9 protein-coding genes and 1 tRNA gene are annotated in these 14,280 nt (G+C 38.5%); 5 read left to right on the top strand and 5 right to left on the bottom strand.

Going from position 1 to position 14,280, the window contains the following annotated elements; all coding sequences use genetic code 11:
• Window positions 1–29 precede the first annotated feature (29 nt).
• Window positions 30–650, bottom strand: a complete 621-nt coding sequence (locus tag AC6H22_RS04280) for a DUF1919 domain-containing protein (protein ID WP_046953052.1) — start codon at window positions 648–650, stop codon at window positions 30–32.
• A gap of 196 nt (window positions 651–846) precedes the next feature.
• On the opposite strand from AC6H22_RS04280, the gene AC6H22_RS04275 reads away from it, so the two are divergent.
• Both AC6H22_RS04275 and AC6H22_RS04270 read left to right on the top strand, forming a co-directional pair.
• The gene (locus AC6H22_RS04275; protein ID WP_046953053.1) at window positions 847–3,117 is read left to right on the top strand and encodes an NADP-dependent malic enzyme; all 2,271 of its coding nucleotides are present in this window, start codon (window positions 847–849) and stop codon (window positions 3,115–3,117) included.
• A gap of 282 nt (window positions 3,118–3,399) precedes the next feature.
• Window positions 3,400–5,325, top strand: a complete 1,926-nt coding sequence (locus AC6H22_RS04270) for an LTA synthase family protein (RefSeq protein WP_497513030.1) — start codon at window positions 3,400–3,402, stop codon at window positions 5,323–5,325.
• A 30-nt stretch (window positions 5,326–5,355) separates the two neighbouring features.
• On the opposite strand, the gene uvrB is transcribed toward AC6H22_RS04270, so the two are convergent.
• Window positions 5,356–7,395, bottom strand: a complete 2,040-nt coding sequence (gene uvrB / locus AC6H22_RS04265) for an excinuclease ABC subunit UvrB (RefSeq protein ID WP_005646675.1) — start codon at window positions 7,393–7,395, stop codon at window positions 5,356–5,358.
• 427 nt (window positions 7,396–7,822) lie between these two features.
• The gene (locus AC6H22_RS04260) at window positions 7,823–9,883 is read right to left on the bottom strand and encodes a YadA-like family protein (protein WP_497515417.1); all 2,061 of its coding nucleotides are present in this window, start codon (window positions 9,881–9,883) and stop codon (window positions 7,823–7,825) included.
• A 228-nt stretch (window positions 9,884–10,111) separates the two neighbouring features.
• Here AC6H22_RS04260 and AC6H22_RS04255 point away from each other — a divergent pair.
• Window positions 10,112–10,187 (top strand) — tRNA-Asn (locus tag AC6H22_RS04255).
• Between the two features lie 102 nt (window positions 10,188–10,289).
• Here AC6H22_RS04255 and zevB read toward each other — a convergent pair.
• Together zevB and zevA are read right to left on the bottom strand one after the other, a co-directional pair.
• A complete protein-coding gene (gene zevB / locus AC6H22_RS04250; protein ID WP_497515416.1) occupies window positions 10,290–11,258 on the bottom strand; it encodes a zinc transporter permease subunit ZevB in 969 nt (322 codons plus the stop codon).
• Between the two features lie 2 nt (window positions 11,259–11,260).
• Window positions 11,261–11,881, bottom strand: coding sequence for a zinc transporter binding subunit ZevA (zevA, locus tag AC6H22_RS04245; RefSeq protein WP_497515415.1), 621 nt, complete (start codon window positions 11,879–11,881; stop codon window positions 11,261–11,263).
• A gap of 325 nt (window positions 11,882–12,206) precedes the next feature.
• On the opposite strand from zevA, the gene ettA reads away from it, so the two are divergent.
• Both ettA and AC6H22_RS04235 read left to right on the top strand, forming a co-directional pair.
• Entirely contained in the window at window positions 12,207–13,877 is a 1,671-nt protein-coding gene (ettA, locus tag AC6H22_RS04240; RefSeq protein ID WP_497515414.1) for an energy-dependent translational throttle protein EttA, read from the top strand.
• Between the two features lie 61 nt (window positions 13,878–13,938).
• Window positions 13,939–14,280, top strand: a complete 342-nt coding sequence (locus tag AC6H22_RS04235; RefSeq protein ID WP_497515413.1) for a SirB2 family protein — start codon at window positions 13,939–13,941, stop codon at window positions 14,278–14,280.

Genomic DNA, 14,280 nt, shown 5'->3' with positions numbered 1-14,280 from the left:
AAAAAAGGCTGCAATGCAGCCTTTATCTATTAAGCTTGGTTAAACCACTTCACGTAATCGAATTGATCGTAATATTTTTTCCCATTCCAGCCAGAAAATTCAAAAATATCGCCCACCTGATTTTGCTTCTCGAAGCCTTTTATATAACAAGCCGATTTAAAAGTAGGGTAGGGCTTGTGAGTAAAAATTACTTTATTTTTGAAAGGGAGTTGATCAAAAAGTTGAATGTCTTTTTCGGTTACACCATCTCGATCTGTCATCATAATAAAAAGATTGTCTAAATTCATTCGTGACGTGCGAAGTTGCCATTTTTCATTGGCTTCTTGCTCACTGTGATAGTGCATAAAATGAATTTCAAGATCGGCAAGTTTTCCCACTGGATAACTTTTTTCTGTTTGTACGAATGTGAGAGGTTGAGTGCGGTAGAAATCTATATTTTGTAAATAACGCAAAAAATCCTGTGGCGAGAGATAGAGATTCACAAAAGGGGAATTAAACGGCTGGTGCAAATCATGTAAGATAAAAGCCCCCACGCAATTGGCTGAAATGACAGTCATGCCTTGGTTAGTCAATTTACGTTGTAATGAACGATTGATAAAAAATCGTTGGCATTTATTCACCGCACTTTTAAGTTTTTGAAATGGATTCATTTTATTATCCTCTATGATTCTCTTGTGAAAATCCTACCTTTTTTGCTAAAAAATGAAAAGTCTAGCTAATGCCTCGCATCAAAAAATTTTGTAATGATTTTGTGAAAATTTGCAGTCTGTCACAATTTTTTGAATAAAAAACCGCTATAATCGACGTAATATTTCAATCCTGTTTCAAGAAAATGGAGCATTTATTATGACCGAACAATTACGTCAAGCAGCCTTAGATTTCCACGAATTTCCAATTCCTGGAAAAATTGAAGTTACCCCAACAAAATCATTAGCAACCCAACGCGATCTGGCTTTAGCTTATTCACCGGGTGTGGCAGAGCCTTGTTTAGAAATTGAAAAAGATCCTGCTGCCTCTTACAAATATACAGCACGTGGCAATTTAGTGGCGGTGATTTCCAATGGTACAGCGGTGCTTGGACTTGGCAATATTGGCGCGCTAGCGGGCAAACCTGTAATGGAAGGAAAGGGCGTATTGTTCAAAAAATTCGCGGGCATTAACGTATTTGATATTGAAGTGAATGAACATGATCCCGATAAACTTGTAGATATTATTGCCTCGTTAGAGCCGACTTTTGGTGGGGTAAACTTAGAAGATATTAAAGCACCAGAATGTTTCTATATTGAACAAAAATTGCGCGAGCGAATGAATATTCCTGTCTTCCATGATGACCAACATGGAACAGCGATCATCAGTGCTGCTGCGATCATCAATTCTCTTCGTATTGTAGGTAAAAAAATTGAAGATGTTCGACTTGTTGCGTCTGGTGCGGGGGCTGCATCTATTGCGTGCTTGAACTTATTGCTTTCTTTAGGTATGAAACGTGAAAATATCACGGTTTGCGACTCGAAAGGCGTAGTATATAAAGGCCGTGATGACAAAATGGATCAAACCAAAAAAGATTATGCAATTGAAGATAATGGCTGGCGTAAACTTGGCGATGCGATGCCAAATGCTGATATTTTCTTAGGTTGTTCTGCGGCTGGTGCGCTTACACAAGATATGGTGAAAACCATGGCTGCACATCCAATTATTCTTGCTTTAGCTAACCCAAATCCTGAAATTACCCCGCCAGAAGCGAAAGCGGTTCGTCCCGATGCGATTGTATGTACAGGCCGCTCCGATTACCCAAACCAAGTAAATAACGTGCTTTGTTTCCCATTTATTTTCCGTGGTGCATTAGATGTGGGCGCAACCACTATTAATGAAGAAATGAAACGTGCGGCAGTTTATGCCATCGCTGACCTTGCATTAGAAGAGCAAAACGAAGTTGTAACCTCTGCTTACGGTGGTGAAGGCGCGACATTTGGTGCCGATTATGTGATTCCTCGCCCATTCGATCCTCGCTTAATTGTGCGTATCGCACCAGCGGTAGCAAAAGCCGCAATGGAATCTGGTGTGGCAACTCGTCCAATTCAAAATTGGGATACTTATGTTGAAAAACTAACTCAGTTTGTTTACAAAACGAGCTTGTTTATGCGCCCTATTTTCAACCAAGCAAAAGCGGCAAAACAACGTATTATTTTAGCGGAAGGGGAAGAAAATAAAGCATTGCATGCCACCCAAGAAGTCATTTCAATGGGCTTGGCAAATCCAATTTTAATTGGTCGCCGCAGCGTGATTGAAGAAAAAATTAAAAAACTTGGTTTACGTTTAACCGCCGGTGTCGATTTTGAAATTGTGGATAACGAAGATAATCCTCGCTATGAAGAATGTTGGAAACATTACTACGAGCTTACCAAACGTAAAGGCATTACACCTGCAATCGCAAAACGCGTGGTGCGTTCTAATACAACCGTATTAGCTTCTACGTTACTTAGCTTAGGTTATGCAGACGCTTTAGTATGCGGCTTATTTGGTTCATACGGAAAACACCTTGCATCTATTCGCGATATTATTGGCTTAAAAGATGGCGTGAAAACTGCCGCAGCTTTAAATAGCCTTGTATTACCGACGGGTAACGTATTCTTAACGGATACCCATGTAAACAGTAATCCAACAACAGAAGAATTAGCCGAAATCACCTTAATGGCCGCAGAAGAAATTCACCGTTTCGGTATTGAGCCTGCAGTTGCATTGCTTTCCCATTCTAATTTTGGTTCCTCTAATTCACTCGGTGCACCAAAAATGCGTGAAGTGTTACAGATCGTCAAAGAGCGTAATCCGCACTTAATGATCGATGGTGAAATGCGTGGCGATTTAGCGATGAATGAAGCTCATAGAAAAGAAGTTATGCCTGATAGTCCATTGAAAGGAAGTGCAAATTTATTAGTGTTCCCTGATTTGAGCTCATCACGTATTAGTTATAGCTTATTACGCGGCACCACTACGGCAATTACTGTTGGCCCGATCTTAATGGGTATGAACAAGTCTGCGCATATTCTTAATCCAGGGGCGTCTGTTCGCCGTATTATTAATATGATTGCCTATGCTGCGGTGAAAGCACAACAAGAGTAATCGAAAAAGTGCGGTGAATTTTTATTAAATTTTTGCTGTTTGCTTTATAAAGCCTCGATTTTTCTCGAGGCTTTATTTTTACTTTCTAGTGAATGTGATTAGCTAAAATTGCTCTATACAGAATTCGGCATATTGTTTACATTTGAGATTAAGTAAAACTATGCGAAAATTGACCGCACTTTAAGACTTTTGTCGTGTCGAAAAGGAACCGACCGATAGACAGTTGCCTATCTTTCTTTAATTTAATACGGCTTGGATGCCGTTACATTAGTGGTTTTTACAATGAAAAAAGCGCATTCCCCTTTATTTCCCATCTTCACATTCGTGTTGATTAATCTCATTATCCTTTCCTTATCACGTTTGGGACTTGCTATATGGCAATCAGAGCGTGTATCCGCCGTAGATGGCTGGTTGCAATTATTTTTGCAAGGCGTACGAATGGATGTTGTGGCACTCTGTTATTTATTTGGCGTACCTGCATTACTCACAACATTGTTCCATAGCAACAAAGTTTGGGTAAAAATTTTACGCCTTTGGTTAACGCTTGGTAGCGTGTTTATTATCTTTATGGAAATTGCCACGCCTGCCTTTATTGAAACCTACGATTACCGTCCAAATCGTTTATTTATCGAATATCTGATTTATCCGAAAGAAGTTTTTTCAATGCTTGCGGAAGGGCATTTAAGTGCGGTGATTTTTAGCCTTGTTTTCACGGTTTTAGCTGCCGTGATTTATTGGAAAATTTCTGGTTGGGCTGTCAAAAATTTACGTTCAATGAGTTGGAAACTTCGCTCTGTGATTGCTTTGCTTGTGATTGTAGTGAGCTTTCTTGGCGCGCGTTCAAGTTTTCAACACCGCGGTATCAATCCCGCCATGGTGGCTTTTTCTTCTGATGCGTTAGTGAATTCTTTGGTGCTTAACTCGGGCTATTCCGTCATTTATGCGGCACAGCAATTTAAAGATGAAGAAAAATCTTCAGAAATGTACGGAAAAATGGATGCAGATGAAATGTTTCGTATTGTTAAAGCTAGCCGAGGCCGCCCAGACAGCGATTACATTTCAGATAAATACCCAACTTTAACGAAAAATGTCGCGACTTATCAGGGTAAACCTAAAAATATCGTAATTTTGTTACAAGAAAGTCTCGGTGCTCAATTTATTGGTACACTCGGTGGCAAACCACTTTCTCCAAATGTGGATCAGCTCGCAAAAGAAGGGTGGTTATTTGAAAATCTTTATGCAACAGGCACGCGTTCAGTACGCGGTATTGAAGCAACCACCGCAGGTTTTACGCCAACGCCAGCTCGTGCAGTGGTGAAACTTAATAATGCCCAAAGTGGTTTCTTTACTATTGCAGATTTATTACATAAACAAGGCTATAACACTTCCTTTATTTATGGTGGCGAAAAGCACTTTGACAATATGGCGAGCTTTTTCTATGGCAATGGTTTTAAAGATATTTGGGATCAACAAGATTACCAAAATCCAACATTTACTGGCACTTGGGGCGTGAGTGATGAGGATTTATTTGATAAAGCTAATGAAACTTTCACGAAATTACAAAATGAAGGTAAACCGTTTTTTAGTTTAGTATTTAGCTCCAGTAATCACGATCCATTTGAATATCCAGATGGCAAAATTGAGCTTTATGAGCAACCAAAAGCCACTCGTAATAATGCGGCAAAATATGCGGATTATGCGTTAGGTCATTTCTTTAAAATGGCAAAACAGTCTAATTATTGGAAAGATACGATTTTCTTAATTGTTGCGGATCACGATTCTCGTGTAGGCGGAGCAAGTCTTGTGCCGATTAAGCATTTCCATATTCCAGCCTTGATTCTTGGTGATGGCATTACGCCACGTCGTGACAGCCGTCTTGTGAGCCAAATTGATATGCCAACCACATTGCTTTCTTTAGCAGGCGTAAGTGGCAATTATCCAATGATTGGGTTTGATTTAACGCAAGATGTAAATCCAGATCGTGCCTTTATGCAATACGATCAAACTCAAGCAATGATGAAAGGTAATAATGATGTGGTGATTCAAATGCCAAATAAAGCGGCGCAAGGTTATCATTATGATAAATCAACAGAAACTTTAACGCCAAAAGACGTGCCTGATGCGATGAAAAAAGAGGCATTAGCTCACGCTTTATTAGGCAGTTATTTATATAAGAATCGCTTGTATTCCTCGGGTGAAAACAAATAAACGGAACGCCAGCTTAAGCTGGCGTTTCTTTTAGTTATCAAAAACAAATTGTTCACGTAATTGATGTAATTGATCTCGAATTGCCGCGGCTTTTTCAAATTCCAAATCTTGCGCAAATTTATACATTTGTTGTTCCAATTTTTTGATTTGTTGTTGGTATTCTTTGGCATTTTTCGGTGCATTATAAAGTGCGGTTGGTTCTGCTGCCATTTTTCCACGTTGTTTATTGGCTTTCGCTTTTTGGTTTGCACCCTGCCCAATATCTAACAATTCTCCGACTTTCTTATTTAATGCTTGTGGCACAATGCCATGTTCTTCATTGTATTTGGTTTGTTTTTCACGACGACGATTGGTTTCGGTAATGGCCTTTTCCATCGATTTTGTGATGCTATCCGCATATAAAATTGCTTTACCATTTAAGTTTCGTGCAGCACGGCCGATGGTTTGGATTAAAGAACGTTCGGAACGTAAAAATCCTTCTTTGTCGGCATCTAAAATCGCCACAAGAGACACTTCAGGAATATCTAAGCCTTCACGTAATAAGTTAATCCCAACCAATACATCAAATTCGCCTAAACGCAAATCACGGATAATTTCGACGCGTTCCACAGTATCAATATCGGAATGCAAATAACGCACACGAATCCCGTGTTCATCTAAATAATCCGTTAAATCTTCAGCCATTTTCTTGGTGAGTGTTGTGACTAAAACTCGCTCATTTTTATCCGCTCTTTGGCGAGCTTCAGAAAGTAGATCATCCACTTGAATAGACACTGGGCGAATTTCAATGAGTGGATCAAGTAAACCAGTCGGGCGAACCACTTGATCGATGATTTCGCTGCCTGATTTTTCTAATTCATAAGGCCCTGGTGTTGCGGAAACATAAATGGTTTGTGGAGCTAAGCGTTCAAATTCCTCAAAGCGTAACGGACGATTATCTAATGCGGACGGCAAACGGAAACCATATTCCACTAAGGTTTCTTTGCGAGAACGGTCGCCACGATACATCCCACCAATTTGAGGCACAGTCACATGAGATTCATCAATAATTAAAATGGCATCAGAGGGCATATAATCAAATAATGTTGGTGGTGGCTCACCCTCATTTCTGCCCGATAAATAGCGAGAGTAGTTTTCGATGCCCGAGCAATAGCCCAATTCATTCATCATTTCAATATCAAATTGGGTACGCTGGCTGATACGTTGTTCTTCTAAAAGTTTATGTTCTTTAATGAAGTATTCACGGCGTGATACGAGTTCTTTTTTGATGTTTTCTATCGCATCTAAAATACGTTCTCTGGGCGTTACATAGTGAGTTTTAGGATAGATCGTAAAACGTGGGACAGCACCAAAACTACTGCCAGTAAGCGGATCAAATAAACTTAAACGCTCAATTTCATCATCAAATAATTCAATACGCACCGCACGATCATCGGATTCCGCGGGGAAAATATCAATAATTTCTCCGCGAACACGGAATGTTCCACGCTGAAATGCTTGATCATTGCGGGTATATTGCAATTCCGCTAACTTCGCTAAAATTTGGCGCTGATCGATAATAGCACCTTGTTGTAAATGCAACATCATTTGTAAATAGCTATCAGGATCGCCCAAACCATAAATTGCAGAAACAGAAGCTACCACGATAGTATCTCGACGTTCTAAAAAAGATTTCGTCGCAGAAAGACGCATTTGTTCGATTTGATCATTAATAGACGCATCTTTTTCAATGAAGGTATCACTGCTCGGCACATAGGCTTCTGGCTGATAATAATCATAGTAAGAGACAAAATATTCCACCGCATTTTCTGGAAAAAAGGCTTTCATTTCTGCATAAAGTTGGGCCGCAAGGGTTTTATTTGGCGCAAGTAACATGGCGGGTCGATTTAATTGAGCAATTACATTGGCGATAGTAAAGGTTTTCCCCGAGCCTGTTACACCGAGCAAAGTTTGATGTGCCAAACCATCCGTTAAATTTTCAGCCAGTTTTTCGATAGCTTGTGGTTGATCGCCAGAGGGACGAAAGTCAGAATGCAGAATGAATGGTTTTGTGTTTATTTTTTCAGACATAAAGTGCGGTCGGTTTTTTCATAGTTTTGAATAATGTCTATTTTAGCATATTTAATGTGTAAAATTGATCAGGCAAAAATCTAAGTTTTACACAGACTTAGTGATGTCAAGAGGAAGATGTCACAAATTCATAAAAAAAACTTTAATTTTTTACTAGACAAAATATAACTTATTGATTTTAAATTAAAATTTAATTTTAGGCTAATCTGTAATCAAGATCGAATAATCCTTGTAAGAACAAGGGATCCGCAAAATTTTAAAAAGTTAATCCACAAAGTTATCCACAGGCTCTGTGGATAGAAAAAGAAGTCGAAAATTCATAAAAATGAATGATGAAAAAAGATTATTAGCATGAACTATAATCCATTACTTATAAAAAAACTCTCTCGAGATGTCGAGAGAGTTTTTATTATCGTTTAGTAATGAACTACCATTGATAGCCCATACCAGCACCTACAGCATAATCTCCAGAGGTGGTTGCAGAGCCACTCATTTTGAAATGTGTTCGATTGGTGTCACTTGCACGGTTGATACCTACAGCAACAGCACTTCGGCCTTTAAAGTTACCAACACCTACACCAACCATAGTTCCGCCTGCTCGGTTTGCTGTTGGTATATTCGCCATTGCTACAGCGCCTGCGATACCGCCTCTCAGTTTTTTATCTGTTTGTTGTAATTCTCTACGAACAGAATTTACAGAATTATCAACATAGCTCTTATTCGGTGCGTTAGCAATAGATTGTCTAAATTCATTACGAACAGAATTTATAGAATTATCAACATAGCTTTTATTTGGTGCGTCAGCAATAGATTGTTTTAATTCATTACGAACAGAATTTACAGAGTTATCAACATAGGTCTTATTCGCCGCATTATCAATAGATTGTTTCAATTTATCTTTTAATTTATAGGCTATATTACCATTGTCATATGAAACCTCTAATCCCTCATCTGCGTTGAAATTAAGCGTGTTATTAGTATTATTTTTTGCTGATTGACTATTATTCGTCATAGTTTTAGCGTCCTTGCCATTTACTTTGAATTTATATTCCGTTTTGGCAATTTCATCAGTTGCTGTACGAACAGAATTTACAGAATTATCAACATAGCTCTTATTCGGCGCCTCAGCAATAGATTGTTTTAATTCATCACGAACCGCATTTACAGAATTATCAACATAGGTCTTCTTGGCTGCATTCTCAATAGATTGTTTCAATTCATCCTTTAATTTGTAGGTTATAGTATCATTTTCATATACGACGTCTAACCCCTCACCCGCTGCGAAATTAAGCGTGTTACTAGCATTATTTGTTGCTGAATCACTCTTATTCCCCATAGTTTTACCATTGCCATTTACTAGGAATTTATATTCCGTGTTGGCAATTTCATTAGTTGCTTTGATTACATTGTGAAGCTGTGCACCATTAATTGCATCTGTTGAAGTTTCAGAAATTGATCCAGCTGCCACATTTTGAATCTGACGTTTAATATTATCCTTACCAAAACTGACAGTACCATTATTGTTACTTTGTTTAACAGAATTACCTAAACTATAGGTTTTATTACCAATTTGGATATCGCTTACAGTATTTGCATCTGAGGACTCTGAGTTATAACCAATGGCAATATCACCAGCTTTCTTCGATTTGGCATCTTGACCTAATGCAAGCCCATTCACTGCTTCTACTGTAGATCCTTTACCAATGCTAATGCCTTGTTGACCTAATGCTTTTGCATTATATCCAATCGCAATAGCTCTCTCATGATGTAGATCTGACTTTCTTGTTTTTTTATCGTTAGAATATTCAACACCAACCGTAGCGCCAGTACCTATAGCAATGGAATTCTCTGAATAGCCACCAATCTCTGCACCGCCTCCAATAGCGGTAGCGCCAATAGAACCATTTTGAATGTTTTTACCAATAGAAATAGCATTATAATTAGCTGCACTTGCCTTATCACCAATAGCAATAGCGCTATTTCGAATAGCTTCTGCCTCAGATCCAATTGCAATCGCATTGTCTGAATCGACATGGGTTGTTGGTCCAACTTTACCGACATTAGCTTTATAACCTAATGCTAATGAGTTTTTTGACCATTTCTTTACTTTTGATTCTGTACCAATAGCGATAGAGTTATCACTTCCTGTATTTGCCGATACACCAACAGTAATTGCATTAGCCCCCGTCGCGCCAGCTGCAGCTGTAAAGTTACCAAAGTTCTTGGCACTATCATCTGAACTACCTGATGCATTAACATGTACAAAACCTTTATTCTCAACGATTTCATTAGAATTACTAGCTGCATAAGCTATGTTACTGGCAAGAATAGATGTAATCACTGTAGCCAGAATAGATGCACAATGTGTTTTGGCTATTTTGTTTGTACGAGATGTTGAGTTAGATTTAGCTGCACCTCTTGCCAATTCTGAAACGACTTCTTGTCTTTGCATACTTTTGTTCCAAATAACTTTAAATATAGTGTTCATTGATAATCCTCAATAGGTTAAATTCTAGGTATTAAACATTTCTAGAAGGTATAGCTAAGCCATCTAAAAATATCAGCGCATTCTGTCATATAAATGATGATAAAACCATCGTTTTTTTTGTAAAGATTTGTAAAGAAAATGATCGTTAAATTGTTATATCTTCCTGCTTGACAAGATATTCTCTTCTCATTAAAATCTGCGCTCTATTCCTTGTGATACAAAGTTTATTCCTCCTTAGTTCAGTCGGTAGAACGGTGGACTGTTAATCCATATGTCGCTGGTTCAAGTCCAGCAGGAGGAGCCAATTTTTCTTTTGGTTTAGGGTTTGTTTGTCTCCTTTTACAGATTCTAAATTAGTAACCAAAAGATTTTGAGCCCATCATGTTGATGGGCTTTATTTTTAATTTCAAAATAGGATTTTGCTTCCGCCAGTTGAGATGGTTGTGCCATATAACAAGCTCAAGGCAAAAAATAGCATTATTCCACCTGCTATTAATTTCACGATACTTTCGCTTTTTCCTTTCGTATTTTTTGAACTATACCAACTCCCTAAGTGAATCGCAGTATTTCGTGCATAACGTACAATTCCCGCGAAGGCTGACAGCATAAGTCCTGTGCCGAAAGACATAGCTAATACAGCTAAAATTCCCCAGCCATAAAGATCAAGCATATAAGCTAAAAATAATACGAAAATTGCACCGCTACATGGTCGCATACCAATTGTTAGAATCACGAGAAATTGTGATTTTAGATTGGTAGCTTGTGCAGTTTGCGTCGGGCTTGGCAAATGTTGGTGTCCACAGCTACAGGTGTTTAGTTGAAAAGTGCGGTTATTTTTTACCGCACTTTTTTCGTGTAGGGAGAGGGGATTTAGGGATTTAATGGTTAATTTAGCTTTTTTACGATAGGCACGTAAACCTTGCCAAATCCAATAACAACCGAGAAATACCAATAATAGCAAGGCAGATCGCTCTAACCAAAGCTGACTTAATTTGAAATAACGTGATGATAGATTAAGTACCACAACGAGCAATGTTGTTGCTGTAATTGCGACAATACCTTGCATTAAGGAAGAAAGTAAACTCAAAATGGTGCTTTGTTTTAATTGGCTTTCATGAGAGGAAAGGTAGCTGGCGATAATAAATTTGCCGTGCCCTGGCCCGAGGGCATGAAGTACGCCGTAAACAAAGCTAGCGAAAATAAGTGTGATGCCTGCCTTGATACTATTATTTTGAATTTGATGTAAATTTTCCGAAATAAGTTGATTAAAATCTTTTTGCCATGCAGCAATATGTAAGAAAAACCAAGGGGAAAAATAGCCAAGTAAGGCGAGTGCAATCACTAATAACACGAGCCCAGTTTTATATTTTTTCATTTCTACTCACATTGAATTATTATTTTTTGCGCGAACATTACGCCTAATGAATCATCTTCGTTCTTTTGGGATTTATCAAGTGAAGATGCGTAGGCTTGGATTTTTTCATCCACGTTAGGTTCAATTAATTTTCCTTGGCAATTTTTCGGAAGTGCGGAAAAATCTACCGCACTTCTTGAGGCGTAAGTCATCGCCACATAATAAGTGGGATCGTAAGTTTGTAAGCTAAATGTGTTTTTTTCTAACTGTTGTGAATGGGCGAGTGGCACATCAAAATAATATTGCAGTTGTAATCCTTGGATTTTTACGCCGTAATTTTTGGGGTGTGAAGAATATTTAATTTTGTTATTTTGAGCGTCATATAGATAGCTAAAATAATGTTCACTCACAATATTTCCCATGACATCATCGATGAGTTTTTGCTGATCATTTTTTGTTTTAGCCTGTTTCATATCATAAATAACTGCGGACGAACTTGGTTCATCCAATGTCCATTTCATTGATAAACCGGTGAGTTGACTATTTTCTATAATAGGCGTGGTTTGCATATCTATAAATGCATGGGGGTGAGCTAAAACACCACAACTAATGAATAGACCGAGTAATAATGAATACGTTTTCACAAAAAATCCTAATTATTTTGAACGTTAGCATTAGAAGTTGTTTATTCTACACGCAAAAACGAATTTTTCTGTTAAAAATGTTGATGTAAATCAAAAAAACTCTCAATAGCATTTCCTTTAGCTTTCAATATTCAGTAACATAGCGCTGTCAAGTAATTGCTTGATATTCATAAAGTTCCTAAATAAAATAATCATAAATATAGCTAAACTACTTTCCTGCCACCCGTTTCGGGTGGTTTTTTTTGTCTATTATTTGCCTATTGTTAGGCAAATAAAGAAACTTCAAGTAAAATGATCGCACTTTTTTATTAGATAAAGGATAAATATGTCAACTCAATTTGTATATACGATGCACCGTGTCGGCAAAGTAGTGCCACCGAAGCGTCATATTTTGAAAGATATTTCTTTAAGCTTTTTCCCTGGAGCTAAAATCGGGGTTCTAGGCTTAAATGGTGCGGGTAAATCAACCCTCTTACGCATTATGGCAGGCGTGGATAAAGAATTTGAAGGGGAAGCGCGTCCGCAGCCAGGTATCAAAATCGGTTATCTTCCACAAGAACCAAAACTTGATCCTCAACAAACCGTGCGTGAAGCGGTAGAAGAAGCCGTTTCTGAAGTAAAAAATGCACTGACTCGTTTAGATGAAGTTTATGCACTTTATGCTGATCCTGATGCGGATTTCGATAAATTAGCGGCTGAACAAGCGAACCTTGAAGCCATTATTCAAGCACATGATGGGCATAATTTAGATAACCAGTTAGAACGTGCCGCAGATGCATTACGTTTACCAGATTGGGATGCAAAAATTGAGCATTTATCAGGGGGCGAACGTCGTCGTGTTGCACTTTGTCGCTTATTACTTGAAAAACCAGACATGCTCTTATTAGATGAACCAACTAACCACTTAGATGCGGAATCTGTAGCATGGTTAGAACGTTTCTTACATGACTACGAGGGCACTGTTGTCGCAATTACCCACGACCGTTATTTCTTAGATAACGTAGCGGGTTGGATCTTAGAGCTTGACCGTGGTGAAGGTATTCCTTGGGAAGGCAACTATTCTTCTTGGTTAGAGCAAAAAGAGAAACGCTTAGAGCAAGAACAAGCGGCTGAAAATGCGCGTCAAAAATCCATTGCGAAAGAGTTAGAATGGGTTCGTCAAAATCCGAAAGGCCGCCAAGCGAAAAGCAAGGCACGTATGGCGCGCTTTGATGAATTGAACTCTGGCGAATATCAAAAACGAAACGAGACGAACGAACTCTTTATTCCACCTGGTCCACGTTTGGGTGATAAAGTGATTGAAGTCCAAAACTTAACCAAATCTTATGGCGACCGCACTTTAATTGATGATTTATCCTTTAGTATTCCAAAAGGTGCAATCGTTGGGATTATCGGGGCAAATGGTGCGGGTAAATCAACCTTATTCCGTATGCTTTCAGGTCAAGAACAACCAGATAGCGGCTCAATTACAATGGGTGAAACTGTGGTACTTGCCTCTGTCGATCAGTTCCGTGACTCAATGGATGATAAGAAAACCGTATGGGAAGAAGTGTCTAACGGACAAGATATTCTCACTATTGGTAACTTTGAAATTCCAAGCCGTGCGTATGTTGGACGCTTCAACTTCAAAGGCGTAGATCAACAAAAACGTGTGGGCGAATTATCGGGTGGTGAACGTGGTCGTTTACACTTAGCTAAACTTCTACAACGTGGTGGTAACGTACTGTTATTGGACGAACCAACCAATGACTTAGACGTTGAAACCTTGCGTGCCTTAGAAAATGCGATTTTAGAATTCCCGGGCTGTGCAATGGTAATTTCCCATGACCGTTGGTTCTTAGACCGTATCGCAACACATATTTTAGATTACGGTGATGAAGGTAAAGTCACCTTCTATGAAGGTAACTTCTCAGACTACGAAGAGTGGAAAAAGAAAACCTTAGGCGATGCAGCGACTCAGCCACATCGTATTAAATATAAACGTATTGCGAAGTAATTTATATTGAGAAAGTGCGGTTGATGTTAACCGCACTTTTCTTACTTTTTTGGGAGTGATTATGCTAGTTTATTTACATATTTTTTTCGCCTTTTTAAGTTTTGCCTTGTTGGTGATTCGTGGCGCAATGCAACTTACTGGCAAAAATTGGCGTTCGATAAAATTATTAAAAATTTTACCGCACTTATCAGATACCTTATTGATTGTTTCTGGTGTTGTCATTTTATATCTCTTTGCTTTTGATATTGAATGGTGGTTAATAGCTAAATTCGCATTACTGATTTTATATATCGTGTTTGCAGCGAAATTTTTCAGTAAAAAAGTTTCTCAACCCAAAAGCATTTTCTTTTGGCTTGCTTGCGTAAGTTTTATTGGTGCGATCTTAATTGCCTATTTAAAATAA

The organism is Haemophilus sp. THUN1690, assembly GCF_059704375.1.
This window is presented reverse-complemented; position numbering and strand designations above follow the sequence as displayed.

Excerpts from the sequence above, each read along its gene's own strand:
- AC6H22_RS04270 (WP_497513030.1), top strand. The coding sequence starts at position 3,400 with ATGAAAAAAGCGCATTCCCCTTTATTTCCCATCTTCACATTCGTGTTG.
- uvrB (WP_005646675.1), bottom strand. The coding sequence starts at position 7,395 with ATGTCTGAAAAAATAAACACAAAACCATTCATTCTGCATTCTGACTTT.
- AC6H22_RS04235 (WP_497515413.1), top strand. The coding sequence starts at position 13,939 with ATGCTAGTTTATTTACATATTTTTTTCGCCTTTTTAAGTTTTGCCTTG.
- ettA (WP_497515414.1), top strand. The coding sequence starts at position 12,207 with ATGTCAACTCAATTTGTATATACGATGCACCGTGTCGGCAAAGTAGTG.
- zevB (WP_497515416.1), bottom strand. The coding sequence starts at position 11,258 with ATGAAAAAATATAAAACTGGGCTCGTGTTATTAGTGATTGCACTCGCC.
- AC6H22_RS04280 (WP_046953052.1), bottom strand. The coding sequence starts at position 650 with ATGAATCCATTTCAAAAACTTAAAAGTGCGGTGAATAAATGCCAACGA.
- AC6H22_RS04260 (WP_497515417.1), bottom strand. The coding sequence starts at position 9,883 with ATGAACACTATATTTAAAGTTATTTGGAACAAAAGTATGCAAAGACAA.
- AC6H22_RS04275 (WP_046953053.1), top strand. The coding sequence starts at position 847 with ATGACCGAACAATTACGTCAAGCAGCCTTAGATTTCCACGAATTTCCA.